This is a genomic window from Streptomyces sp. NPDC001970 (genome assembly GCF_053594115.1).
Map to the genome: position 1 here is coordinate 23,387 of NZ_JBSFDW010000006.1, position 23,641 is coordinate 47,027.

The 23,641-nt window shown below is 72.8% G+C and carries 20 protein-coding genes and 3 pseudogenes; 11 read left to right on the top strand and 12 right to left on the bottom strand.

The features are described 5' to 3' along the window. Nucleotides 1-602, bottom strand: a pseudogene (locus ACWCP0_RS09730) (hypothetical protein); the annotation flags it as partial. A 281-nt stretch (nt 603-883) separates the two neighbouring features. Between ACWCP0_RS09730 and ACWCP0_RS09735 the strand changes: the two are divergent. Next, a complete protein-coding gene (locus ACWCP0_RS09735) occupies nt 884-2,941 on the top strand; it encodes a PhoX family protein (RefSeq protein WP_451078541.1) in 2,058 nt (685 codons plus the stop codon). Nucleotides 2,942-3,013: 72 nt separating this feature from the next. On the opposite strand, the gene ACWCP0_RS09740 is transcribed toward ACWCP0_RS09735, so the two are convergent. Then, nucleotides 3,014-3,988 carry a hypothetical protein gene (locus ACWCP0_RS09740; protein WP_451078322.1) on the bottom strand — a complete coding sequence of 325 codons (975 nt, stop codon included), beginning with the start codon at nt 3,986-3,988 and terminating at the stop codon, nt 3,014-3,016. A gap of 73 nt (nt 3,989-4,061) precedes the next feature. Further along, a complete protein-coding gene (locus tag ACWCP0_RS09745) occupies nt 4,062-5,537 on the bottom strand; it encodes an APC family permease (protein ID WP_451078323.1) in 1,476 nt (491 codons plus the stop codon). 121 nt (nt 5,538-5,658) lie between these two features. On the opposite strand from ACWCP0_RS09745, the gene ACWCP0_RS09750 reads away from it, so the two are divergent. After that, nucleotides 5,659-6,066, top strand: coding sequence for an RNA-binding S4 domain-containing protein (locus tag ACWCP0_RS09750; RefSeq protein ID WP_451078324.1), 408 nt, complete (start codon nt 5,659-5,661; stop codon nt 6,064-6,066). 577 nt (nt 6,067-6,643) lie between these two features. Here ACWCP0_RS09750 and ACWCP0_RS09755 read toward each other — a convergent pair. From ACWCP0_RS09755 to ACWCP0_RS09770, 4 genes are all read right to left on the bottom strand, one after another. Further along, nucleotides 6,644-8,587 (bottom strand): FUSC family protein, encoded by a 1,944-nt coding sequence (locus tag ACWCP0_RS09755; RefSeq protein WP_451078325.1) that lies wholly within the window; start codon nt 8,585-8,587, stop codon nt 6,644-6,646. Between the two features lie 4 nt (nt 8,588-8,591). Continuing rightward, nucleotides 8,592-9,644 (bottom strand): endonuclease/exonuclease/phosphatase family protein, encoded by a 1,053-nt coding sequence (locus tag ACWCP0_RS09760; protein WP_451078542.1) that lies wholly within the window; start codon nt 9,642-9,644, stop codon nt 8,592-8,594. Between the two features lie 55 nt (nt 9,645-9,699). Further along, nucleotides 9,700-10,152, bottom strand: a complete 453-nt coding sequence (locus ACWCP0_RS09765) for an FxLYD domain-containing protein (protein ID WP_451078326.1) — start codon at nt 10,150-10,152, stop codon at nt 9,700-9,702. 204 nt (nt 10,153-10,356) lie between these two features. Beyond that, a complete protein-coding gene (locus tag ACWCP0_RS09770) occupies nt 10,357-11,094 on the bottom strand; it encodes a TetR/AcrR family transcriptional regulator C-terminal domain-containing protein (protein ID WP_451078327.1) in 738 nt (245 codons plus the stop codon). A gap of 206 nt (nt 11,095-11,300) precedes the next feature. On the opposite strand from ACWCP0_RS09770, the gene ACWCP0_RS09775 reads away from it, so the two are divergent. Continuing rightward, nucleotides 11,301-12,128, top strand: coding sequence for an MBL fold metallo-hydrolase (locus ACWCP0_RS09775; RefSeq protein ID WP_451078328.1), 828 nt, complete (start codon nt 11,301-11,303; stop codon nt 12,126-12,128). A gap of 207 nt (nt 12,129-12,335) precedes the next feature. Here the strand turns inward: ACWCP0_RS09775 and ACWCP0_RS09780 are convergent. From ACWCP0_RS09780 to ACWCP0_RS09790, 3 genes and pseudogenes are all read right to left on the bottom strand, one after another. Then, a pseudogene (locus ACWCP0_RS09780) lies at nt 12,336-12,965 on the bottom strand (ATP-grasp domain-containing protein); the annotation flags it as partial. A 23-nt stretch (nt 12,966-12,988) separates the two neighbouring features. Next, nucleotides 12,989-13,420, bottom strand: coding sequence for a DUF7144 family membrane protein (locus tag ACWCP0_RS09785; RefSeq protein WP_451078329.1), 432 nt, complete (start codon nt 13,418-13,420; stop codon nt 12,989-12,991). A gap of 37 nt (nt 13,421-13,457) precedes the next feature. Next, nucleotides 13,458-14,276, bottom strand: coding sequence for an alpha/beta fold hydrolase (locus tag ACWCP0_RS09790; RefSeq protein ID WP_451078330.1), 819 nt, complete (start codon nt 14,274-14,276; stop codon nt 13,458-13,460). Between the two features lie 74 nt (nt 14,277-14,350). Between ACWCP0_RS09790 and ACWCP0_RS09795 the strand changes: the two genes are divergently transcribed. The 5 genes and pseudogenes from ACWCP0_RS09795 (at nt 14,351) to ACWCP0_RS09815 (ending at nt 19,153) form a co-directional block, all read left to right on the top strand. Next, entirely contained in the window at nt 14,351-15,718 is a 1,368-nt protein-coding gene (locus tag ACWCP0_RS09795; protein ID WP_451078543.1) for an aminotransferase-like domain-containing protein, read from the top strand. 493 nt (nt 15,719-16,211) lie between these two features. Then, a pseudogene (locus tag ACWCP0_RS09800) lies at nt 16,212-16,645 on the top strand (RidA family protein). A gap of 72 nt (nt 16,646-16,717) precedes the next feature. Further along, complete coding sequence (locus ACWCP0_RS09805) at nt 16,718-17,092, top strand: hypothetical protein (RefSeq protein ID WP_451078331.1); 375 nt, start codon at nt 16,718-16,720, stop codon at nt 17,090-17,092. 214 nt (nt 17,093-17,306) lie between these two features. Continuing rightward, nucleotides 17,307-18,302 (top strand): ATP-binding cassette domain-containing protein, encoded by a 996-nt coding sequence (locus ACWCP0_RS09810; protein ID WP_451078332.1) that lies wholly within the window; start codon nt 17,307-17,309, stop codon nt 18,300-18,302. Then, a complete protein-coding gene (locus ACWCP0_RS09815) occupies nt 18,299-19,153 on the top strand; it encodes an ABC transporter permease (RefSeq protein WP_451078333.1) in 855 nt (284 codons plus the stop codon). Before ACWCP0_RS09810 ends, ACWCP0_RS09815 begins: the two co-directional genes overlap by 4 nt. Nucleotides 19,154-19,613: 460 nt before the next feature. On the opposite strand, the gene ACWCP0_RS09820 is transcribed toward ACWCP0_RS09815, so the two are convergent. Both ACWCP0_RS09820 and ACWCP0_RS09825 read right to left on the bottom strand, forming a co-directional pair. Then, nucleotides 19,614-20,240: an FMN reductase gene (locus ACWCP0_RS09820; protein WP_451078334.1), complete on the bottom strand. Its 627-nt coding sequence runs from the start codon at nt 20,238-20,240 to the stop codon at nt 19,614-19,616. Nucleotides 20,241-20,242: 2 nt separating this feature from the next. After that, the gene (locus ACWCP0_RS09825) at nt 20,243-21,331 is read right to left on the bottom strand and encodes an LLM class flavin-dependent oxidoreductase (RefSeq protein ID WP_451078335.1); all 1,089 of its coding nucleotides are present in this window, start codon (nt 21,329-21,331) and stop codon (nt 20,243-20,245) included. Nucleotides 21,332-21,459: 128 nt separating this feature from the next. Here ACWCP0_RS09825 and ACWCP0_RS09830 point away from each other — a divergent pair, with 128 nt between their 5' ends. The 3 genes from ACWCP0_RS09830 to cobM are packed head-to-tail and all read left to right on the top strand — an operon-like array spanning nt 21,460 to nt 23,637. After that, a complete protein-coding gene (locus ACWCP0_RS09830) occupies nt 21,460-21,588 on the top strand; it encodes a DUF6126 family protein (protein WP_451078336.1) in 129 nt (42 codons plus the stop codon). Between the two features lie 49 nt (nt 21,589-21,637). Continuing rightward, nucleotides 21,638-22,891 (top strand): precorrin-6y C5,15-methyltransferase (decarboxylating) subunit CbiE, encoded by a 1,254-nt coding sequence (gene cbiE, locus ACWCP0_RS09835; RefSeq protein ID WP_451078337.1) that lies wholly within the window; start codon nt 21,638-21,640, stop codon nt 22,889-22,891. Continuing rightward, nucleotides 22,888-23,637: a precorrin-4 C(11)-methyltransferase gene (gene cobM / locus ACWCP0_RS09840; protein ID WP_451078338.1), complete on the top strand. Its 750-nt coding sequence runs from the start codon at nt 22,888-22,890 to the stop codon at nt 23,635-23,637. Before cbiE ends, cobM begins: the two co-directional genes overlap by 4 nt. Nucleotides 23,638-23,641 lie beyond the last annotated feature (4 nt).

The following is a 23,641-nucleotide window of genomic DNA, read 5'->3' on the forward strand; positions in this document are numbered from 1 at the left end:
GCGTCGCGGGACTCAGCCGGCTCCGGCTCGGTGGCGGGCTCCGCGTCCGCCTGTGGGGCGGTTTCGGTGCCGGTGTCGGTGGCCACGTGGTCCTTGGCGGGCTTCGCGTCGCGGGACTCAGCCGGCTCCGGCTCGGTGGCGGGCTCCGCGTCCGCCTGTGGGGCGGTTTCGGTGCCGGTGTCGGTGGCCACGTGGTCCTTGGTGGGCTTCGCGTCGCGGGACTCAGCCGGCTCCGGCTCGGTGGCGGGCTCCGCGTCCGCCTGCGGGGCGGCCTCGGCGTCCGTGGTCGCGCGATCCTCGGCGGGCTCCGGTTCCCCGGAGGGGGTGACGGCGTGCTCGCCCCCGTCCGCCGTCACCTGCTCGGTCGTGTGCGCCGATTCCTCCGTCGTCCTCGCCGACGGGATCGCCGCGCGCGGCGTCGGGTTGTCGAAGGACGCCGCCACGAGGTCCGCCGCGCGATCCTCCGGGGAGGCGGTCCCGTCGGGGGCCTCGGCCTGGGACGGGACGGCGGCGGGGGCCTGGGTCGTTGTCGAGGCGGCCGAGGACGACGGCTCCGTACGCTCGCGTCCGAACACCTTGCGCAGCAAGCTCCGAATGCCCATGGGCGAGGCCTTTCGCGTGATTTGGGTGCGATCCATGTCCGGTCCGAGGACGTTGGGGCGGCAGCCCCGCATCCCTGGCCACGACGGACACGTAAGGTTAGCGGCCGCCCGCGCGTGAGCTCGGCAACCCCCTCCGGTGTCAAGGCCGCCCCGGTCGACCCGCATTCATTCCGTGTTCACTTGACCGCCGCCGCAGTGCACATGTGTGCCCCTAGCGTCGCGGCCGGACATATTCCGACACGATGTCGGCGCAGAGTGCGCCGAGAGGTCTGGGGGAAGAAGTGCGCAAACTGCTGCCGCTCCTGGGTACGAACCACGCGGGCGGCCGGTCCGCCCTCACCTGCCGTTACCGCTGTGGTGACGCCTGCTTCCACGAGGTGCCGAACACCAGTGGAAACGAGTACGCCGGCGACATCATCGCCGGTGCGCTCTCCCGCCGTTCCATGATGCGCGCCGCCGCCGTCGTGACCGTCGCCACCGCCGCGGGCGGTGCCGTCGTCACGCAGGGCGCGTCGCCCGCGCAGGCGGCGACGGCCGCCGCCGCTGCCGGCACCAGCCACGGCAGCACCGGTTCCGGCGCCCGTGGTCTCCGCTTCACACCGGTCGCGCCGAACACCGCCGACCAGGTGACCGTTCCTGAGGGTTACACCCAGAATGTCGTCATCCGCTGGGGTGAGCCCATCCTCCGCGGCGCCCCGGCCTTCGACGCCGACAAGCAGACCGCCAAGGCGCAGGCCGGCCAGTTCGGTTACAACAACGACTTCCTGAGCCTGCTCCCGCTGCGCGAGCACGGCCGCCAGGTCCTCGTGGCCAACCACGAGTACACGGACGAAGTCCTGATGTTCAAGGGCTACGACCCGGCCAACCCCACCCGCGAGCAGGTCGAGATCGCCTGGGCGGCCCACGGCCTCTCCGTCGTCGTGGTCCAGGAGGAGCGCAAGAGCGGCAAGCTCACGCCCGTCACCCGCCACTGGCTCAACCGCCGCCTCACCGCGACGAGCGAGTTCCGTCTCACCGGCCCGGCCGCGGGCAGCGATCTGCTCAAGACCTCCGCCGACCCGACCGGCACCAAGGTCCTCGGCACGCTCAACAACTGCGCCGGCGGCACCACTCCCTGGGGCACCACGCTCCACGGCGAGGAGAACTTCAACCAGTACTTCGCCAACGGCACCAGCGCCACCGACAAGCGCTACGGCCTCGGCACCGGCGCCACCGAGCGCAAGTGGGAGCGCTTCGACAAGCGCTTCGACGCCGCCCAGGAGCCCAACGAGTCGCACCGCTTCGGCTGGGTCGTCGAGCTCGACCCCTACGACCCCGACTCCACGCCCCGCAAGCGCACCGCCCTCGGCCGCTTCAAGCACGAGGCCGCGCAGCCCCGCCTCACTCGTGACGGCCGCCCGGTCGTCTACATGGGCGACGACGAGCGCTTCGACTACTTCTACAAGTTCGTCTCGTCGAAGCGGATGAAGAAGGGCGACTCGCGCGCCGCCCGCGAGCACAACCTCACCCTGCTCGACGAGGGCACCCTGTACGTCGCCAAGCTCACCGGCGACTCCCCGGCCGCCGAGATCGACGGCACCGGCAAGCTCCCGAACGACGGCGAGTTCGACGGCGCCGGCGTGTGGATCCCGCTGGCCACCGGCGATGTCTCGCACGTCGAGGGCATGACCGCCGAGGAGGTGTACGTCTTCACCCGCCTCGCCGGTGACAAGGTCGGCGCCACCAAGATGGACCGCCCCGAGGACGTCGAGCCGAGCCCCCGCACCGGACGCGTGTACGTCGCGCTGACGAACAACACCGACCGCGGCAAGCCCGGCAAGGCCGGCGCGGACGAGGCCAACCCGCGCAACCTCAACAAGCACGGCCAGATCCTCGAGCTCGCCGAGCACTGGGACGACCCGACGAGCGACGGTTTCGCCTGGCGGCTCTTCCTGGTCGCGGGTGACCCGGAGGACCCGGCCACGTACTTCGCGGGCTACCCCAAGGAGACGGTCAGCCCGATCTCCTGCCCGGACAACGTGGCCTTCGACCCGCACGGCAACCTGTGGATATCCACCGACGGCGCCCAGCTCGGCTCGCACGACGGCCTGTTCGGTGTCGCCACACAGGGCGAGCGGCGCGGTGAGCTGAAGCAGTTCCTCACCGTTCCGAAGGGCGCCGAGACCTGCGGTCCGATCATCCAGGACCGCCGCGTCATCGTCGCCGTGCAGCACCCGGGCGAGCTCGACGGCGCGACCGTCGAGAAGCCCGCGTCGGTGTGGCCCGACGGACCGGGCAAGATCGTGCGCCCGTCGGTTGTCGCCGTCTACCGCAAGGACGGCCGCGACATCGGCGTCTGACTCCAGTGACCCCCGTGGGCCCGGCCGCTCCCGCCGGGCCCACGGGGAGGAGCCCGCGCCCACCGCAAGGCGTCAGTCGAGACCCGTCGCCTTGCGGAAGCGTACGAACTGCTCCGCCGGGTCGCCCGTGTACGACCACGGCACCCGCGCCGCCCGCGTGCCCAGCATCCCGAACAGTCCGCGGGCGAGCTCCGTCTCCCCGGCGTAACAGGCCGCGTGCGTCAGATAGTTGAGTTCGGGGATCTCCTCCGGGAGCACGGGGCCGTTCTCCCGGCCGCCGATCCACCGCTCCCAGGTGCGCCGCACCTCCGTCACGGCCAGCTCGTGCTTCCAGTGCTGGCCGTAGTCCGGGGAGTCCCCGTGCCTGCGGCCGCGGCCCAGGGAGCCCTCGGCGACGTACCGGAACTCCTCCACGCGCGCGATCTGCACCAGGACCGGGAGCGGGGATCCGGACGGCGCCGCGCCCGCCGCGTCACGCGCGACGTCGTACATCGCGCCGTGGGTGCCGTGCCACCGCGCCGACCAGTAGCGCAGCAACTGCACATGCCCCTCGACGTTGTCGGGGTCGCGACGGCGCAACTCGTCCCACCAGCCGCGCAGTTCGCGCCGCCCCACCCCGCCCTCGTACAGCCGGGCCACCGTCAGCAGCGACACCCAGGGCATCGGGTCGGCCGGCGCCGACTCCGCCGCGCCGAGGCAGACCATCACCGCCACGTCGAGCCGGGCTCGGTCGATCCCGGCGCCCCGGCCCGCCGCGATGGCCTGGTCGAAGACCCTGACCACCTCGGTCGCGGCGCGCAGCACGGCCGCGTCCGGGTTGTCGGGTTCGGCCGCGCGCCACGCCTCGACCGCCGACGAACCCGCCGCCGCATGCGACAGCTGGCGCACCCGGTGCGTGCGGCGCGGCCAGTCGGCGCCGGTGGCGTGCAGCAGATCCCGTACGCCCTGCCAGCGGCCGATCACGATGTCGTGGCGGGCCTCGGTGAGCGCGCGGTCGCCGGAGTCGGGGTCGAAGACGGGCTCGAAGCGGCGGCGAGCAGCGGCCATGGGGGGTGCCTGCTTTCTCGGGTCCCCCCACGCCGCAGGGCGTAGGGGGAGGTCTGCCTACTGCTGGGGGTGTTCAGAAGTCGGTGGCCAGGGCGTCGCGGGCGGCATCGGGGCGGCCCGATGCGGCATCCGCGTACGGCTGCTCCACCTCGATCGCGCGGACCGCGTCGAGCTTCGCCGGCCGGTAGTAGGCGCTCCCCCGCCGCCAGTACCAGAGCATCGGCACCAGGCCGACCCCCAGCCCGCCCAGACCGATCGCGATCGCGACGCCGCTGAGCTCGCTGAGCGAGGCGAAGAACGTCCAGAACATGAAAGCGGCGCCGAGGAGCGGCCACAGCCCGCCGAGGAGGAAGTTTGACACCGTTGTCAGCAGCATCTTGCGGTACGCGACGACCGCGGCGACTCCCGCGAGGCCGTAGTAGACGGCGATCTGCAGCGAGATCGCGCTGACCGCGTCGCTGAGGATCTGGCCGACCGAGCCGAGGGCGGTCGCGGCGGCGAACATCGCGAGGGCCACCACCCCGACGACGGCGATCGCCACCCAGGGCGTGTTCCAGCGGCGGTGCACCGTGCCGAGCGCGGGCGGCATCGTACGGTCGCGGCCCATCGCGAAGAGCGAGCGCGTGACCTGGATCAGGGTCGTCTCCAGCGTCGCAACCGTCGACAGCATCACTGCGACGATCAGGAGTTTTCCGCCGACGCCGGGCCAGATCTCGTCGCCGAGCACGCCGAGGACGTTTCCGCTGCCTTCTTGGATCTGCTCGGAGCTGAGGATGACGTTCACGGCGATCGTGACGGCCTCGAAGAGCAGGAAGACCACACCGACGCCGACGAGGGCGGCGAGCCCCGCGGTCCTGCGGCTGTTACGGGTCTCCTCGCTGAGGTTGCTGGTGACGTCCCAGCCCCAGTAGTAGAACGCGGCGATCAGGGCGCCCGAGGCGAAGCCGGAGGCCCCGTCGAAGTGCGAGAAGCCCAGCCAGGACCAGTCGAAGGCGTGCGCGGCGCCCTTGTGCAGCAGGGCCGCGAGGAGGAAGAGCACGAGGAGGACCAGCTCGACGCCGGTCATCAACAGCTGCGCCCTTACGGTCAGCCGGGCGCCGCCGAGGACGACGAGCAGCATGACGAGGAACCAGCCGGCACCGACGACCGTGGCGAGCAAGGTGTTGTCGGCGAGGCCCGGGTCGAAGAGCGCGAGGGTCATCGCGCCGGCCGGCAGTGAGCCGGCCACCATGAAGATCGTCGCGGAGACGACCAGGGCCCAGCCGGAGAGAAAGCCGAGGAAGGGGTGGAGTGTGCGGCCCACCCAGGAGTAGCTCGCTCCCGCGTTGACGTCTATCCGCCCGAGGCGGCTGAACGCCAGGACGATGCCGAACATGGGTATCGCGCAGTACAGGAGCGCGGCGGGGCTCGCCAGCCCGGCGGCTCCGGCCAGGACCGCGGTGGTGGCGGCGAGCGAGTACGCGGGAGCGCTGCCCGCGATGGCCATCACGATCGTGTCGAACGTACCGAGGACATTGGGCTGGAGCCCTCTGCCGGAGTTGCTGCTCATCGAATGTCCTTGTGTGGCAGGGCATATGGCGATGTATCAGGATTCGTTCGCCGAGCTGAAGCGATCCTTCCGCGCCCGGGGGACGGAGCGCATCGTAGTCCTCCCACGTACAGTCGGTCGTATGGCGGATCACGAAGGGCCCGCGGGGCCGGCAGGGGCCGAGGGGACCGTACGGGTCGACAGCTGGATCTGGTCCGTTCGGCTCACCAAGACCCGCTCCCAGGCGGCGGCGGCCTGCCGCGGCGGCCATGTCCGCGTGAACGGCGAGCGCGTCAAGCCCGCGCATGCGCTGACGACGGGGGACGAGGTGCGGCTGTTCCACGCGGGGCGGGAGCGGATCGTCGTCGTTTCGCGGGTGATCCGCAAGCGGGTGGGCGCGCCCGCGGCGGTGAAGTGCTATGTGGACAACAGCCCGCCGCCTCCGCCGCGCGAGCTCGTGGCGCCGATGGGCGTCCGCGACCGCGGCGCGGGCCGCCCGACGAAGCGCGACCGCCGCGACCTGGACCGCCTGCACGGGCGCCCGGGGTAGGCGCCGCGACCCCCGCGCGGGCGTGCAGGGTACCGCCGGGCGGGGCGGGCGTCCGACGAAGCGCGACCGCCGCGACCTGGACCGCCTGCACGGGCGCCCGGGGTAGGCGCCGCGGCCCCCGCGCAGGGCGTGCACGGTACCGCCGGGCGGGGCGGGCGTCCGTCCTCGCCCCCGTGCTGTCCTGAGGCGCCGGACGGGCTGGAAACGCCTCGGTGCTGTTCTCCTGCGCCGGAGGGCTGGGAATGCCCGCGGTGCCGCCGGGCGGGGTGGGGGTGTCTCTCCTCAAGCGCCGAACGGGCTGTAAGGGTGCCCCTGTGCTGTCCTCGCGCGCTGGACGGGCTCAGTGTGCGGGTGCGGGCCGGTGGGTCGGTGGTGCCCACCCTTCCCCAGGGCTTTGCCCGGGGATGCTCCCATCGCTGCGGAGTCCCGGAAATTCATCCTCTCCGGCGTTTGAGGAGCGGGGATCCGAGGGCGGAGCCCCCGGGAGCGGGTCCGGGGCGAAGCCCCGGCGGGGGCTGGGGGCTCACCCCCGGTTCGGGAAGGGGCGGGGCAGGGAGAAGGCCCCCCGCAGGCGCCCCTAGCCGCCGCGGGGCGACGCGATGGCACGGGCTGCCGTCACTTCCTGGCGGAGCGCGGAGAGGACGCTGCGCTCGTCGCCGTGGAGGTCGGCCCGTACCTCGTAGAGCTCCTTGCTGGAGCGGAGGCCGTCGGACAGTTCGCGCAGGTGGTGGACGACCTCCGCGACCTCCGCGGGGGCAGGGGGCGGCGCCCCGTGCCTGACGCGGACCCGCGCCGCGGTCGTCGCGTCGGCGATGCGCTCGACGGCGACGACGAGCGGCCACCACGCGGTCGCACGGGTCCCGGTCGGCGGCGGCTCGGTCAGGGCCCGCTGGAATTCGCAGCGCACGGCGGAGAGCTCCCGGTACAGCCGCCGTCGCGACCGCGCGCGCATCCCCTGGCCGGCGTCCGCCGCGAAGGACAGCTCCACGTAGCGGGCCGCGTCCGCGACGGCGTCGGCGAGCCGGTCGCCGATGCGCGTGTGCCAGCTCTCCGGCCACAGCAGATAACCCGCGACCAGCGCGATCGCACAGCCGATGAGGCTGTCGACGAGCCGCGTCAGGATCAGGCCGGTGCCCTGCCGGTTGATCAGGTCGGAGAGGAGCAGGATCACGGGGGTGATCGCCGCGGTCTGGAAGGCGTACCCCTTCGCCGAGAACGCCGGGATGAGCGCGCCGAGCACCATCATCACCGGCACGTCCCACCACCCCCGCGGCACCTCCGCCAGCACGGCCGCGGCCACCACCAGCCCCGCCGCCGTGCCCAGACCCCGCGCGACGGCCCGCGAGAAGACCGAGCCGAAGTCGGGCTTGAGGACGAAGGTGACGGTCAGCGCGACCCAGTACGAGCGGTCCAGCGCGACCAGCGAGACCAGGGCCTGGGCGAGGCCGATGCACAGGGCGAGCCGGAGCCCGTAGCGCCAGGAGGCCTCGGAGAGCAGCACGTTGCGGGCAGTGCGGCGGGCCCGGATGCGCAGGGCGGCGGGGCGGCCGAGACGGTCGTCCACGTTGTTCGGGTCCGGGTCGGCCGCGTGGACGACCGTGGCCGCGTGGCGCACGGCCTCGTCCACGGCCCGTTCGGCGGTGGTGCGGGGAGGCGGCAGAGCGAGGCCGGGGTCGCCGGTGCGGCCCTCCTCGACGGCATCCGCGAGGGTCCTCACGGCGGCGGGGACCGCTGCGGGCACCGGGCGTCCCCGCTGATGGGCGGCCGGGGCGGCCTCGACGACGGGGATGACGGCGTTGAGCTGTGCGAGCAGCCGTGTGAGGGACGGGTTGCGGCCGTGGTCGCGGGTGCGGCGGGCGAGCATCACGTCGTAGGTGGTGTTGAGCGATTCGGTGGCCGCCTGCCGGCGGGTGTCGTAGGTGCCGATGTCGCCGCCCGCCGCTTCGAGGAGGTCGGCGACCGCGCGATAGGTGGCGGCGACCGCCGCCCGCTCGGGCACGCCGCCGCGCAGCGGCCAGCCGAGGAGGGCGAGCGCGAGGACCACGCAGCCGCCCAGGGCGAGCAGCAGCGGCGCCATCCACCAGGGGCCGGGCAGCGGCAGGCCGGACCCGACCACCGCGTTGAGCAGCAGCAGCAGACCGGACACGGAGGCGACCGCACCGATCGACGAGATCATCCCGGAGACGAGCGCGACGAAGGTGAGGACGCCGACGGCGAGCCAGCCCTGGCCGTACACGAGTGTGCCGAGGGTGACGCCGACGGCGCCGAAGAGCTGCGGGACCGCGATGTTGAAGATCCGCATCCGGTACGCGTCAGCGGTGTCGCCGATCACCCCGGTCAGGGCGCCCATCGACACGAGTGCCCCGTACACCGGCCGGCCGGTGGCGAAGCCGACCGCGAGGGGCGCCGACAGCGCGACGGACGCACGGACCACGGCGGCCCAGGGGATGGGCGCGGGCTGCGGGCGCAGGCCCCTGACCAGCCACGGGGGCGGGGAGAGCGGTCCGCGTTCCTGCGCCATACGGTCAGCCTCCGTGCAGTTCGAGGCGTACGAGCAGGGCACGGTGGTCGGTGTCGGCGAAGTCGAGGATCCTGGCGTCCAGGACCCCGAAGTCGTCGCTGACCAGCACGTGGTCGATCTGCGCGCCGAAAGGACGGGGGCTCGTCGCGGGCCAGGTGGGGGTGCGGAAGGCCCCGGCGACGCGGGCGCTGTCGTGCAGGGCCCCGGCGTCGAGGATGCCGCGGAAGGCGGCGTGGTCCTGGGTGGCGTTGAAGTCGCCCGCGAGGATCGTGGGCGTGCCCCTGCTGTCGGCGGCGTACGCGCGCACCCGGCCGAGGTCCTCGCGCCAGGACCCGATGCCGCCGGGGATGGGCGGCAGCGGATGTGCGAGCTGCAACCGGACCGCCCGGCCCCCGATCCGCGCCTCGGCCCCCGGCATGGCCAGCTCGCCGGGAATGCCCGGGCTGTTCCTGAGCGGATGGACGGAGAGGATCGCGGAGCCATGGGCGAGATCGCCCTCGACGACGTGCCGGTACGGGTAGTCGGCGCGCGGGATCCGGGCGGCGAGGGCGTCGCTGCAGGCGCGGGCGCACTCCTGGACGAACACCAGGTCCGGCTTCTCCCGGCGGACGGTGTCGATGAGGTCCAAGGCGGCCTGCCCGAACTCCACGTTCGCTGTGAGCACCCGGAGTTGGGCGACGGCGGGGCCGCGCGGGTGGGTCGCTCCCGCCCCGTACGGCCGCACGTACCAGCCCGTCACGGCCAGGACCACGACCGCGCACACGACGAGCACGCGGTGCCGGGCCAGCGCGGCGAGGAGCAGGGCGAGCCCGGCGGGCACCAGCAGCCAGGGCAGGAACGCGAGGAGCTGCGGAACGGGCGTGTACGCGTCCACTCCGGCGGCTCGGCAGCCGACGACGACGGCGACTGCGGCGAGCAGCAGCCCGGCGGACCAGGCGGTTGCGGTCCGGGCCGGGCGTGCCGTCCGCGCCGTCCACGTCGTTCGCGCCGCCGTCCGTGCCGCAGAGGCGGGGTCCGTGGTGGACTGCCTCGCCCGGCCGGTGTCGAGAGGGTCCATGCCCGTCGAACGGTCGGCGCCCGGGAAGAGTTCTGCGGCCACCGCCGTCCGTGCCTCAGTGCCGTACCGCCCGGGCGATCTCGGCCTCCGGGGTGCCGGACAGATCGCGGTTGCTGCGCGCCTCGCCCGTCTTCGAGCCCCCTGCCGGGACGTCGGTGATGGTGACGACCGCGGCGTCGAGGAGGTTGCCGTCCGCGTCCTTGAAGTTCACCTGGATCGTGTAGTCCGTGGTGCCGCCCGAGCTGTTGGTCGCCGTGATCTCGGAGACGGCACGGCCGTCCTTGTTCTCGGTGGCGCCCGCCTTCACGTCGCCCTTGGCGTTGAAGCCGCCCTGGATGTCGGACAGCCGGGCCGTCGCGGACGCGATGGCCTCGCTCGCCTTCGAGGCGAGGGACTCGGGTGTCTGGTCGGTGTCGGAACAGGCAGTGGCTCCCGCCGCGATCAGTACGGCGGTGGCGACGCCTATGAGTGCGTTGCGGGCGCGCGAGGCGCCTCGGGCCGTTCTCATACGCCCAAGCCTGCGCCGGCGCGCGGCGTTCGGCCACTCGGGCGTGTGGGGCCGGGGGCAAGCCTTCAGGCCCTCAGGCCCAGGCCCGGCCCGTCCGGGTTGCGCCGGACACCCTGGTCCCTCCTGCCGGTACGGGGCGCATACCGAGCCGGTCCGGGCGTTTGAGGACGGACCCCGGGCCGCAGGGGCGGTGCCGGGCAGACCTCAGACCGTCCGGCGCTGAGGCCCGCCGTCCGGCACCGGGACCGCAGCGGGCGCGGAGGCCCGGTCGCGGACCGGAGCGAGGCTCCGGAGCGCGTCGATCAGGAGTTCGACGCCGAACGCGAAGTCCGCCTCGTGGTCGTTCACCGCGAGGATCGGCGCGACCTTCGCCACGGCGGGGAAGCCCGAGCCCGCGAAGTACGCGGTGCGGGCTTCCCGTATCGCCGCCGGATCGCGGCCGGCGCCCGACGGCGACGTATGGACGTGCCACAGCAGGGAGCCGACCTGGAAGGAGATGAACAGCCGCAGCGCGTGCACCGCCGTCTCCTCGTCGAAGCCGTGGTCGAGCATCATCGCGAGCATCGTGTCGACGGGCGCGAGTGCCGTCGGCGTCGACAGCTGGCGCAGCAGGACCAGTTCGCACGCGCGCGGGTGCCGCAGCGCCGCCTGCCGGAAGGTGTACGCGATCGAGCGGACGCCGTCCTCCCAGCTTCCCGTCATCCGCCGAGGCATGCGCATCTGCGTCGTGACGTACTCGGTGACTCCGTCCAGGATGTCCGACTTGCCCTGTACGTGGTTGTACAGCGACATCGCCTGCACCCCGAGGCGGGCGGCGATCCGGCGCATGGACAGTCCGTCGACCCCCTCCTCGTCGATGATCACCAGTGCTGCTCCGACGATGCGCTCCCGGGTCAACGGTTCGCGGGGTCGGGGCAGTTCGCGTCCTGATCCGTGGGCCATGGATGGTGGCTCCTCTTTCGGGTGGCTACGCGCGGTAACGCTTGACGACTTACAGCGTAAGTGCTTCTCTCCTCTTCATACTTACGGTGTAAGTGGCACAACTGAACGGGAGGCGGGGCGAGATGCACGCATCCACGTCAGTACCGCGACCATCCTCTCCCAGCCCGGCCTCCCGCCGGGTCTCCCCCTGGCAGCAGGAGGCACAGATGTCTGTGCGTACCACCCCCACCCCTCAGCGGCGTTCCTCGCTGACCATTCACCACCTCGACTGCGCACCCATGCGCCCTCTCGGCGGCGCTCCGCTCGTCTCGCACTGCCTGCTGATCGCGACCGGCAGCGGGCTGGTGCTCGTCGACACCGGTCTGGGTGCTGCGGAGGTCTCGGAACCGCGGCGGCTCGGTGCGCTGTTCCGCCACACGCTGCGGCCCGAGCTCGATCTGTCCCGTACGGCCGTACATCAGGTGAGGGCGCTCGGCTACGACCCGTACGACGTGAGCGACATCGTCATCACCCATCTCGACCTGGATCACGCCGGAGGCATCGCCGACTTCCCGCACGCCCGGGTGCACGTGATGGCCGACGAGTACCGGTCGGCGATGCGCCGTGACACCCGCCTCGAGGCGAACCGCTATCTGCCCGCCCAGTGGGCGCACGGCGTGGACTGGATCGTCCACGACACCGCTGACTTCGACTGGTTCGGCTTCCCCGCGTCCCGTGTGCTGCGCGCTCCCGACATCCTGCTGGTGCCGCTGCCGGGCCACACCCGTGGCCACAGTGCGGTCGCCGTCCAGGAGCCGGACCGCTGGCTGCTGCACGCGGGCGACGCGTACTTCTTCCACGGTGAGATCGATCTCCGCCGGCCACGCTGCCCGCGGGCGCTCGCGCTGCACCAGCGGCTCGTCGCGGACGACCACGAGCTGCGGTTGAGTCAGTTGGAGCGGCTGATGCAGCTGCGCCGCGCGCATCCGCGGCTGGTCCGCATCTTCTCGTCGCACGACGCGCACGAGTTCGACGTCCTGGCCAACGGCGAGTAGGGGGCGAGCACCTGGCCCCGGTGCCGCCGGGTGGCCCGGGTGTCCCTCATCGAGGCGTGTGCCCGGCACCGGCGGGCGCAGGTCCCCGGAGATACCGGACATCCATCGGCGCGACCCGTCGGCGGGGCCGGCCGCGCGGACGACGACCTCGAGGATCGCGGCGGGCTCGGCGGCGTAGCTCTGCGCGAACCACGGCATGTTGGCCTCCACGACCGCCCACCGCCCGTCCCCGAGCCGCCCTATGCCGACGCCCACCGCGCTGGGCAGCGTCCCGCGCGCCGCCGCGAGTACGCCGCGGGCGAAGGCGCAGGCGTCGGCGTCGACCGGTGCGGGGTCGAGGCGGCCGTGCACGGCGTAGCGGCTGCCGGTGACGACCTCGCCGTCCAGCACGAACAGCCGGTACTCCGCCGCGAAGTCCACGACCTCGGAGACGAGTACGGGCGTCCCGGGCCCGATGCGCTCACCCGTGCGCGGCAGGCAGGTCCCGTCCTCGTACACCGCGGCCGGGACCGAGTTGTCGGACGGTGGCTTGACGAACGACCGCGAGGTCAGCGTCCAGGCGTCGGCCGGCGTGGTCAGCCGGATGCGGCGCCGCGTCAGCTCGTACGGGAGCGACGTCAGCCAGTCGTCGGAGGGCTCCAGCAGGCCGAGCCCGAGCGGCCCGCCGATCCGGTCGGCCGCGAGCGGGCCGCCGTACCGGTGGACGTCACGCCCCCGCACCTGCCCGGGCGCCGTGGCCACCTCGAACCCCCGCCACGCGGCCGCCCGGCCGAGGAGTTCGGCCGTGCCGGACCGGGGCAGGGGCGCGAGGAACACGGGCGCGGCGGAACGGGGCATGCGGGGACGGTACCCCGCGTCCCTCAGACCTTGGCAGGGGTTTTGTCCGTCGCCAGCGCCCAGATCACGAACACCGAGATGGCCATCGAGAAGATCGCCCACACCGGTGCGTAGGGCAGGAACAGGAACTGGAGGATGATGTTGAGCGATGCCAGGGCGATACCCAGGGCCCGGCCCCATTCCATGCCCTTGAGGATGCCGAAGCCCGCGATGACGGCGAGGATCCCGATGATCAGATGGATCCAGCCCCAGGCGGTGAGGTCCCAGGAGTAGATGTAGCTGCCGATGCGGACGTACACGTCGTCCTCTGCGATGCCGGCGATCCCCTCGAGGATGCCGATCACTCCGACGACCGCCAGCAGGATGCCGGCGAAGAGTGTGCCGCCCTCGGCCCAGCCGCTCTTGGCGCTCGTCCCGGAGGTCCCGGGAGAGGTCGGTGCTGTGTTCTGGCTCATGGCGCCAGCATGCGGCCGGGAATGCGGATCGGATATTTCAGCTGAGCCGTTCGAGGTACGCCCGCAGCGCCGCGTCGAACTCCTCCGGCCGCTCGAGATTCGGCATATGGGCCGCCCCCTCGATCACGCACAGCGTGGAGTCCGGGATCGCCGCGTGCATCGCCTCGGCATCGGCCACCGGGGTGTACGCGTCGTCGCGGCCCACGACCACCAGCACCGGGACCGGGACCCGCGTGAGCAGCTCGCGGTAGTCCGGGCGCTCGGCGCGCCCGCGCAGCGCGGCCGCCGCGCCCTCCGGCGGGGCGGCGAGCATCATCCGGTGGACGGTCTCCGAGGCCGCGGTGTTGTACGGCGCCACCATCGTGTCCCGCACCTCGTCCGCGTACCCCCGCATCCCCTCCCTGACGAGCCGGTCCGCCATGGCGTCGCGCCACACCTTGCCCTCCTCGGTCTCGGCGGCCGGGAAGGTGTCGGCGAGGACGAGGCCGGTGATGCGTTCGGGGAAGAGGCGGTAGCACTCCATCGCGATCTGGCCGCCCATGGAGAGGCCGCCGAGGACGAAGCGGGGCACGCCGAGCCGGTCGAGGAGGGCGGCCAGGTCGGTGGCGAAGTCGGTGAGGCGCGTCGTACCGGGGACGACGGTGGAGGCACCGTAACCGCGCAGGTCAGGGGCGATGACCCGGTGCGTGGCCGAGAACGCGGCGAGCTGCGGGGCCCACATCGAGCGGTCGAAGGGATGGCCGTGGACCAGGACGAGCGCCGGGCCGGAACCCTTGTCGTCGTATCCGACGGTGAGGCCGTCAGTGAGGTCGTCGGTCAGGTCGTCGGTGCGGGTGGCGATGAGTGCGGAGGGCATGCACCCGACGCTAGGCGCCTCAACTCCTCGGTGCAATAAGATCTTTGCTCTCGGTGCAATCCTGGGAGGCGGAGATGCAGGACTTCCGGCGGCTCGCCGACGAGATCGCGTACGACATCGCGGAGGGGCGGCTGCGGCCCGGCGACCGGCTGCCGCCGCAGCGGACGTACGCGCGCAGGCGCCGGATCGCGCCCTCGACGGCGATCCGGGTGTACGGCGAACTCGTGCGACGGGGCCTCGCGGTGGGCGAGGTGGGACGCGGGACGTTCGTACGGTCGGCGCCTTTGCTGCCCGGGCCCGCGCTCGCCGAGGCGGTCGGCGACGCCCCGGTCAACCTGGAGCTCAACTACCCGGTGGTGGAGGGTCAGTCGGGGCTGATGGCGCGCGTGCTCGCGGCCCTGGCCCGACCCGATGTGCTCGCAGAGGCGACCAGGCCTGCCGCGCCGGACGGCACGCCCGAGGCGCGCCGCGCGGCGGCCGCCGTGCTCGCCAGGAACGGCTGGGCGCCCGACCCGGACCGGGTGCTCTTCGCCGGCAACGGCCGCCAGGCGATCGCCGCCGCGATCTCCTCGCTCGTGCCGCCCGGTGGTCGCCTCGGCGTCGAGTCGCTGACGTATCCGCTGGTCAAAGTGGTCGCGGAACGGCTCGGCGCGAGCCTCGTGCCGATCGGGCTCGACGCGGAGGGCATGCGTCCGGACGCGCTTGCCGCGGCTCACCGCGGGGCGCCGCTGGCCGCCGTCTACGTACAGCCGACCCTGCACAATCCGCTGACGGTGACGGCGGGGACCGCGCGGCGGGCCGAACTGGCGGCGACACTCGACGGGTTGGGGCTCGCGGCGATAGAGGACACGACCTGGGCGTTCCTCGCGCCGGAAGGCCCGGCCCCGCTCGCGGCGCACGCGCCCGGGCGGACCGTCCTGGTCGACAGCCTGTCCAAGCGGCTCGCGCCCGGGCTGACGCTGGGCTATCTCGTTCCGCCCGAGGGGCACCGGGAAGCCCTCGTGCGGGCGCTGCGGTCCGGCGCTTGGACCGCCGCCGGCTACAGCCTCGCGGCGGCCACGCGATGGTCGGACGACGGGATCGTGGCGGCGGTGGCCGAGGCCAAGCGGGCGGACGCGGCGGCGCGCCACCTGCTGGTGCGGGAGTGCCTCGGCCGCTTCGACATCGGCACCGACCCGCGCGCGTACTTCTGCTGGTGGCGGCTGCCCGCTCCCTGGCGGGCGGAGACCTTCGTCGCGGCCGCCGCCGAGCGCGGGATCGCGGTGACGCCGGGCTCGGCGTTCGCGGTGGGCGTGGCGGGAGCAGGGGGAGCGGCGGGCGCGCACCCGGCGCCGGACGCGGTCAGGATCGGGCTGGCGTCGCCGCCGGCGGACGAACTGGCGCGGGCGCTGAGGACGCTTGCCGATCTCGCATCCCGTGCACCGGAAATCCTGGATATCTAACATCCAGGACATGAGGAGGGGCGAGGGCGTCGAGTGGGCGCTGCAGAGCTGCCTCGACCTGGCCCGGGTCGGTCCCGAGCGTGCGGTCACGGCTGCCCGGCCGGCGGCGTACCACGACCTGCCTCCCGCCCGTCTCAGCAAGCAGCTCCAGGCCCTCGCCCGGAGATCCGGCGGCAGGGGCCGGGAGCCGGGTCCGCGGACGCACCGGCTCCCCGGTGCGCCGTCGCCCGGGCGATGGGCGCGCCGAGCTCGCTTGGCGGCGTGGACCGGCCGGCCGGACGCCGGACGCGGTGCGGGAGCACGCGGAAGCCGGGCACCTGCCGCGCCGGAGCAGATCCGCAGTCGGCTCGTGGGCACATGACCGCCGGCCGGCCGCCTTGCCCCGGGCCGCCGCGACCGACGCCCCCCGGCCGGCACCGGCACCGGTGCCATTGCCGGCCGCGCGGGCCGCGCCCTGTGGCGGCAGCAGCCATCTCCGAAAGGACATCACGTCATGAGCGACAACCGGACCCTCACCAACCCGTCCGGCCTGCACAACCCCGTCCCCTTCGGCTACAGCCATGCCGCCTCCGCCCCCGGCGAGACGGTCCACATCGCGGGCCAGTACGCATCCGACGGGACCGGACAGGTCGTCCCGGCGACTTCGCGGCCCGGGTCGAGCGGGCCTTCGCCGATCTGCGCACCGCGCCGGCCGCGGTCGGGCTCCGCTTCGAGCACGTCGTACGCCTCGGCTCGTACATCGTGGAGCACGACCTGGAGAAGCTGGAGATCCTCGGCGAGGCGCTGCACGCCGCGCTGGGCGAGCGGCTGCCGGCCCGGACGCTCAACGGGGTCGCCTCGCCGGCGCTGCCCGGGATGCTCTTCGAGATCGACGCGGTGGCGGTCCGCCCCGCGGCCGGCGGCACCACCGCGGACGGGACCGCCTGATCCACTTGCCACGTGCGCCGTGCGGGTGTCCGCTGGTGGGGGAGTAGCGGTTGGAGCGGAAGGAGCTCTGCCATGGCACATGCGGCGGTACCGGCCCGGCACCACGGCACTCTCGGATGGGCGCTGCCCCTCACCATCGGCGTGATCTACGGCTTCTACACGTCGTTCATGACGCGTGAGGCCGGGGCGTCCGTCGGGGCACAACTCGTGATCGGCTTCGTCTCCGGCCTGGTGCTTGCGGGGCTGTGCTTCGCGCTGGGCCGCTTCCAGCAGTCGCTGCCCCGTGAGCTGCGCGCGGCGGCGTACGCGTCGCTGACAGGCATCGCGGTCGGCTACCTGTACAGCCTGAGCGGGCGCAGCATCCTCACGGTGACGGTGCTCGCCCTGGTGCTCGCGGCGGCCACGTTCTGCGTCACCTTCTACTACCTCTATACACACGAGGACTGACGTGCGGGACTGACCTGCGGGGTTGACCTGCAGAGCTGACCTGCCCGTCCTCACCCGGCCCACCGCGCGGCCGCCGGATCCGATCCGGCGGCCGCGCGGCGTCCGGTTTTCACCGGGCTTCATGCGGTGAGTTTGTGCAACGGCGGGAGTCTGCACCTCCTGGAAGACCGTTCCGCCCCGACCGAGCCGCCGAAGGAACCGAGGAAACCCGACGATGAGTACAGATCTGGCCATCGAGACGACGGGCCTGGTGAAGACGTTCGGTGAGAACCGCGCCGTCGACGGCGTCGATCTCCGCGTGCCCGCCGGCACCGTCTACGGCCTCCTGGGGCCGAACGGCGCCGGCAAGACGACCACGGTGAAGGTGCTGGCCACCCTGCTCAGGCCGGACGGCGGCGAGGCGCGGGTCTTCGGCAAGGACGTGCTGCACGACGCCGACGCCGTACGGAGCCGGGTGAGCCTCACCGGACAGTACGCCTCGGTGGACGAGGACCTCACCGGCACCGAGAATCTGCTGCTGCTCGCCCGGCTGCTCGGCCACCGCAAGCCGGCCGCCCGGGAGCGGGCCGGGCAGCTGCTGGACGCCTTCGGGCTGTCGGAGGCGGCCGACCGGCAGGTGAAGAACTACTCGGGCGGTATGCGGCGCCGTATCGACATCGCCGCGTCCATCCTCAACACCCCGGACCTGCTGTTCCTGGACGAGCCGACGACCGGCCTGGACCCGCGCAGCCGCAACCAGGTGTGGGACATCGTGCGGGCCGTGGTGTCGCAGGGCACGACGGTGCTGCTGACCACGCAGTACCTGGACGAGGCCGACCAGCTGGCGTCCCGCATCGCCGTCATCGACCACGGCAGGGTGATCGCCGAGGGCACGAAGGGCGAGCTGAAGGCATCCGTCGGCTCCGGAGCGGTCCATGTGCGACTGCGGGACGCCGACCAGCGCCCGGACGCCGAGCGCGTGCTGACCGCCGCGCTGAACGCGGTGGTCCAGCTGGACCCGGACCCGGTCGCCCTGACGGCCAGGGTCAACGGCCACGGCACCGAGCTGGGCGCGGCCGAGCAGGCCGCGCGGGCACTGTCCGAGCTGGCCAGGTCGGGCATCACCGTCGACAACTTCGCGCTGGGCCAGCCCAGCCTGGACGAGGTCTTCCTCGCCCTCACCGACAAGAAGGCCACCGCGGTGGCGGACACGAAGGAGACCGTGGCATGAGCACCGTGGCCACCAAGGAAGCCGACGACCTCGCCCTCGTCGCCCCGAAGGCCGAGGACCTGGCGGCCCTGCTCGTCGCCAAGGACCGCCCGCCGCGGCCGAGCGCGCTCTCCGCGTCGCTCACCTTCGGCTGGCGGGCCATGCTCAAGATCAAGCATGTGCCCGAGCAGCTCTTCGACGTGACCGCGTTCCCGATCATGATGGTGCTGATGTACACCTACCTCTTCGGAGGGGCGCTGGCCGGCTCGGTCGACGCGTACATCCAGTTCCTGCTGCCCGGCATCCTCGTGATGAGCGTCGTGATGATCACGATGTACACGGGAGTGGCGATCAACACCGACATCGACAAAGGCGTGTTCGACCGCTTCCGTACGCTCCCGATCTGGCGCCCCGCCCCGATGGTCGGCTACCTCCTCGGCGATGTCGTCCGCTACTTCATCGCCTCCGTCGTGATGCTGACGGTCGGAGTCGTCATCGGATACCGCCCGGAAGGCGGCGTCGTCGGCATCCTGCTCGGTGTCGCGCTGCTGATGGTGTTCTCCTTCGCCTTCTCCTGGATCTGGACGATGTTCGGCCTGCTGCTGCGCACGGAGAAGTCCGTGATGGGCGTCAGCATGATGGTGATCTTCCCGCTGACCTTTCTGAGCAACGTCTTCGTCGATCCGAAGACCATGCCGGGCTGGCTGCAGGCGTTCGTCAACAACAGCCCTGTCACCCATCTGGCCACCGCGGTGAGGGAGTTGATGGCGGGCAACTGGCCCACGGCGGACATCGCCTGGTCGCTGGGCTGGTCGGCGGCCTTCGTGGTCGTCTTCGGCGCGGTGACGATGCGCCTCTACAACCGCAAGTGAGGGACGCGGGCCGGGGGCGACGGCGGCCTGTGGCTCCGCGGGGGATGGAGCCACGGGCCGCCGCCGAGTTCGACTCCCTGCTCGACCTTCCCGGCGGGGGGAGCCCCGGCATCGGCGGGGCCGGACGAGGCGCCCGGTACGAGGAAGAGGGCGGGGATCGGGCATGGCGTCGCTGCTGGCCATCGGAGCTTTCGCACGGGCCTCCCGGCCGTCAGCGAAGACCCTGCGGCGCTACGACGACCCGGGCAGGGGACCGCTGTCTCCTCTGCTTCGACGACCCGTTCACGGTCGTCCCGGAAACGGACCTGCGCCGCGTGACGGTGATTGTCCCCGAGCCCGAGGAGGCGGTACGAGCCCTGATCGCGCCGGCGAACGAGGCGGGCGGGCCGGACAAGCGTGGGGTGTGTGGTGGCGGATGTGGTGGAGCGGTGAGGCGGCGGGTCACCGCCGCCGCCTCGGATCAGTCGAAGCGGAGGTCCGCGAGCTGCCGTTCGAAGTCCGTCACCTCGTCGGCCTCGTCCGCCTCCCGCGCCGGCCGGGCCGCCATCAGCCCGGCCAGCTCGCCGCCGGCCCGCCGGATCCGCGCGGGCAGGCCCTCGGTGTACTCGTCGCCGCCCGAGCCCCAGTCCTCCGACGCCGCGTACACGGCGGTCGGTACGACCAGGGCCCGCAGGTAGGCGAAGAGCGGCCGCAGGGCGTGCTCGAGGACGAGCGAGTGACGGGCGGTGCCGCCCGTCGCCGCGATGAGCACCGGCTTTCCGGTCAGGGCGTTCGGGTCGATCAGGTCGAAGAAGGACTTGAACAGCCCGCTGTACGAGGCCGTGAAGACCGGCGTCACGGCGATCACCCCGTCCGCGTCCGTCACCGCGCCGATCGCGGCGCCCAGCGCGGGCGGCGGGAAGCCGGTCACCAGGTTGTTGGCGATGGCGACGGCCAGGTCGCGCAGCTCGACGACCTCGACCTCCACCTTGCGGTCCTGCTCGGCGAGTTCGCCGCGTACCGCCTCCGCGAGGCGGTCGGCGAGCAGCCGGGTGGACGAGGGGCTGCTCAGTCCGGCGGATATGGCCACGAGCTTCAACTGCTCCATGGTCAGGCCTCCTTGCCGGTCGCACGAGCGGCGGCGACGGCGGGGTGCAGGGGCGCGTCCGGGACCCCGGCGGGCCGCAGGTTCGCGAACTCCTTGCGCAGGACCGGGACGACCTCCTCGCCGAGGATGTCGAGCTGCTCCAGTACGGTCTTGAGCGGCAGGCCGGCGTGGTCCATGAGGAACAGCTGGCGCTGGTAGTCGCCGACGGTCTCGCGGAAGGACAGGGTCCGTTCGATGACCTCCTGCGGGGAGCCGACGGTCAGCGGGGTCTGCTGGGTGAAGTCCTCCAGCGACGGGCCGTGTCCGTAGACGGGCGCGTTGTCGAAGTACGGCCGGAACTCGCGCACCGCGTCCTGCGAGTTCTTGCGCATGAACACCTGTCCGCCGAGGCCCACGATGGCCTGCTCCGGGGTGCCGTGCCCGTAGTGCGCGTACCGCTTCCGGTACAGCTCGACCATCTGCCGGGTGTGCTCGGCCGGCCAGAAGATGTTGTTGTGGAAGAAGCCGTCGCCGTAGAAGGCGGCCTGCTCGGCGATCTCCGGCGAGCGGATGGACCCGTGCCACACGAACGGCGGGACGCCGTCCAGCGGCCGCGGCGTGGACGTGAAGCCCTGGAGCGGCGTGCGGAACCGGCCCTCCCAGTCGACGACGTCCTCCCTCCACAGCTTGTGGAGGAGGGCGTAGTTCTCGATGGCGAGCGGGATGCCCTGGCGGATGTCCTGCCCGAACCACGGGTAGACCGGTCCGGTGTTGCCGCGGCCCATCATCAGGTCGAGGCGGCCGTCGGCGAGGTGCTGGAGGTACGCGTAGTCCTCCGCGATCTTCACCGGGTCGTTGGTGGTGATCAGCGTCGTGGACGTGGACAGGATCAGGTTCTCGGTCCGCGCCGCGATGTGCCCCAGCAGGGTCGTGGGGGACGACGGCACGAACGGCGGGTTGTGGTGCTCACCGGTCGCGAAGACGTCCAGTCCGACCTCCTCGGCCTTCAGCGCGATCGCGACCGTCGCCTTGATCCGCTCGTGCTCGGTCGGGGTGCGGCCGTTGGTCGGGTCGGTCGTCACATCGCCGACGGTGAAGATCCCGAACTGCATCGCGTTCGCCTCCAGAGTTCCAGTTGGTTGAACCTTAAACTATCAGGGTAACGGGAGCGACCTCGGTCGTATTCCGCCCGTACTCTGGACCGACGTACCCCGTACGCTGTGACACCCGAGGAGCCCGGATGAGCGAGAGCGAGCGCTGGAAGGAGCGCGGCGTCGCCCTGCGCGTCTTCGTGTACGTCTTCGCGACGCATCTCTTCGCGGGCTTCGTCTGGCTGCTGTTCTACGTGGGCGAGCACGCCCAGAAGTGATCGGCCCGCCCGGGTCGGGGCCCGGGGGCACTGAGTAGAGTTCCGGTCCGTGAGCCCCGACCCCCGCCCGATCCACCGCGCCGTCTCCGTCGTCGGGATCGGTGCCGACGGCTGGGCCGGGCTCCCCGGCACCTCCCGCGCCGCCCTGCGCGCCGCCGACGTGATCATCGGCGGGGAGCGCCAGCTGGACCTGGTGCCGTCGGCCTACTGCCCGGGCGAGCGCGTGACCTGGCCCTCACCGCTGCGGCCCGCTGTGGCGGGGCTGCTCGCCACGCATGCCGGGCGTCACGTGGCCGTCCTCGCCAGCGGCGACCCCCTGTTCCACGGGATCGGCCGCGCGCTCGCGGAGGAGCTCGGCGCCGACGCCCTGCGCGTACTGCCGCACCCCTCGTCCGTGTCGTACGCCTGCGCCCGCCTCGGCTGGCCGCTGGAGGACACCGAGACCGTGACCCTGGTCGGCCGGCCCCTCGGCTCGCTCGCGGCAGCGCTGCACGACGGGCGGCGGGTGCTGGTGCTCAGCGCGGGGGCGGGCACGCCGGGCGAGGTCGCGGGGCTGCTGCGGGAGCGGGGGTACGGGCCGAGCCGGATGCACGTACTGGAACAGCTGGGTGCCGTGCGGGAGCGCCATGTCACCGGCACCGCGGACACCTGGGCGCACGCCCCGGGGGACCCTCTCAACATCGTCGCCGTCGAGTGCGCGCGGGCGCCCGGTGCGCTGCGGCTGTCGGCCGTGCCCGGCCTTCCGGACGAGGCGTACGAGAACGACGGCCAGCTCACCAAGCGCCATGTCCGCGCGGCGACGCTGGCCGCGCTCGCGTCGGCGCCCGGCGAGCTGCTGTGGGACATCGGCGGCGGGTCCGGGTCGATCGCGATCGAGTGGATGCGTACGCACCGGTCGTGCCGGGCGGTCACCGTGGAGCGGGATCCGGTTCGGGCGGAACGCATCGCCCGCAACGCGGAGGCGCTCGGCGTGCCGGGCCTGCGCGTCGTGACCGCCGCCGCGCCGTCGGGACTCGACGGACTCCCCGTACCCGACGCGGTGTTCATCGGCGGCGGGCTCACCGCGCCCGGTCTGCTGGACGCCTGCTGGTCCGCCCTGCCGGCCGGGGGCCGGCTCGTCGCCAACACGGTGACGCTGGAGTCCGAGGCGCTGCTGGCCGACCGGTACCGGCGGCACGGAGGCGAGCTCGTACGGCTCGCGGTGGCGCACGCCGTCCCGGTCGGCGGCTTCACCGGCTGGCGCCAGGCGATGCCCGTCACCCAATGGTCCGTCACCAAGTCCCCGGCAGGAGCTGCCCCATGACTGTGTACTTCATCGGCGCGGGCCCCGGCGCGGCCGACCTGATCACCGTGCGGGGCGCGCGGACGCTCGCGTCGTGCCGGGTCTGCCTGTACGCGGGCTCCCTCGTCCCCCGCGAACTGATCGCCGACTGCCCGCCCGACGCCCGCCTCGTCGACACGGCCCGGCTCGACCTTGACCGGATCGTCGCGGAGATGGTCCGCGCCCACGAGGAGGGCCACGACGTCGCCCGGCTCCATTCCGGCGACCCCTCGGTCTTCAGCGCGGTGGCGGAACAGATGCGGCGGCTGGACGTGGCCGGGATCCCGTACGAGGTCGTGCCAGGGGTGCCGGCGTTCGCCGCGGCCGCCGCCGCGCTGAAGCGCGAGCTGACCGTCCCGACGGTCGGCCAGACGGTCGTCCTCACGCGCATCGCCCAGCAGGCCACCCCCATGCCTCCCGGTGAGGACCTGGCCACCCTCGGCCGCAGCGGTGCGCTGCTCGTAGTGCACCTGGCGGCCCGCTACGTCGACCGCGTCGTCGCGGAGCTGCTCCCGCACTACGGCGCCGAATGCCCGGCCGCGGTGGTCGCCATGGCCAGCCGCCCCGACGAGGTCGTCCTGCGCGGCACGCTGGACGACATCGCGGAACAGACGAAGGCGGCGGGGATCACGAAGACGGCGGTGATCATCGTCGGCCGCACGCTGGCGGCGTCGCAGTTCCGGGACAGCCACCTGTACGACCCGGCGCGCGAGCGCCACGTCTGCTGACCGC

Bases quoted from the DNA above. Each gene is read 5' to 3' on its own strand.
- ACWCP0_RS09810 (WP_451078332.1), top strand. From the start codon at position 17,307: ATGAGTACAGATCTGGCCATCGAGACGACGGGCCTGGTGAAGACGTTC.
- ACWCP0_RS09775 (WP_451078328.1), top strand. From the start codon at position 11,301: ATGTCTGTGCGTACCACCCCCACCCCTCAGCGGCGTTCCTCGCTGACC.
- ACWCP0_RS09820 (WP_451078334.1), bottom strand. From the start codon at position 20,240: ATGGAGCAGTTGAAGCTCGTGGCCATATCCGCCGGACTGAGCAGCCCC.
- ACWCP0_RS09745 (WP_451078323.1), bottom strand. From the start codon at position 5,537: ATGAGCAGCAACTCCGGCAGAGGGCTCCAGCCCAATGTCCTCGGTACG.
- ACWCP0_RS09765 (WP_451078326.1), bottom strand. From the start codon at position 10,152: ATGAGAACGGCCCGAGGCGCCTCGCGCGCCCGCAACGCACTCATAGGC.
- ACWCP0_RS09815 (WP_451078333.1), top strand. From the start codon at position 18,299: ATGAGCACCGTGGCCACCAAGGAAGCCGACGACCTCGCCCTCGTCGCC.
- ACWCP0_RS09760 (WP_451078542.1), bottom strand. From the start codon at position 9,644: ATGGACCCTCTCGACACCGGCCGGGCGAGGCAGTCCACCACGGACCCC.
- ACWCP0_RS09830 (WP_451078336.1), top strand. From the start codon at position 21,460: ATGAGCGAGAGCGAGCGCTGGAAGGAGCGCGGCGTCGCCCTGCGCGTC.
- ACWCP0_RS09785 (WP_451078329.1), bottom strand. From the start codon at position 13,420: ATGAGCCAGAACACAGCACCGACCTCTCCCGGGACCTCCGGGACGAGC.
- ACWCP0_RS09770 (WP_451078327.1), bottom strand. From the start codon at position 11,094: ATGGCCCACGGATCAGGACGCGAACTGCCCCGACCCCGCGAACCGTTG.
- ACWCP0_RS09795 (WP_451078543.1), top strand. From the start codon at position 14,351: ATGCAGGACTTCCGGCGGCTCGCCGACGAGATCGCGTACGACATCGCG.
- ACWCP0_RS09790 (WP_451078330.1), bottom strand. From the start codon at position 14,276: ATGCCCTCCGCACTCATCGCCACCCGCACCGACGACCTGACCGACGAC.
- ACWCP0_RS09825 (WP_451078335.1), bottom strand. From the start codon at position 21,331: ATGCAGTTCGGGATCTTCACCGTCGGCGATGTGACGACCGACCCGACC.
- ACWCP0_RS09755 (WP_451078325.1), bottom strand. From the start codon at position 8,587: ATGGCGCAGGAACGCGGACCGCTCTCCCCGCCCCCGTGGCTGGTCAGG.
- ACWCP0_RS09750 (WP_451078324.1), top strand. From the start codon at position 5,659: ATGGCGGATCACGAAGGGCCCGCGGGGCCGGCAGGGGCCGAGGGGACC.
- ACWCP0_RS09805 (WP_451078331.1), top strand. From the start codon at position 16,718: ATGGCACATGCGGCGGTACCGGCCCGGCACCACGGCACTCTCGGATGG.
- cobM (WP_451078338.1), top strand. From the start codon at position 22,888: ATGACTGTGTACTTCATCGGCGCGGGCCCCGGCGCGGCCGACCTGATC.
- ACWCP0_RS09740 (WP_451078322.1), bottom strand. From the start codon at position 3,988: ATGGCCGCTGCTCGCCGCCGCTTCGAGCCCGTCTTCGACCCCGACTCC.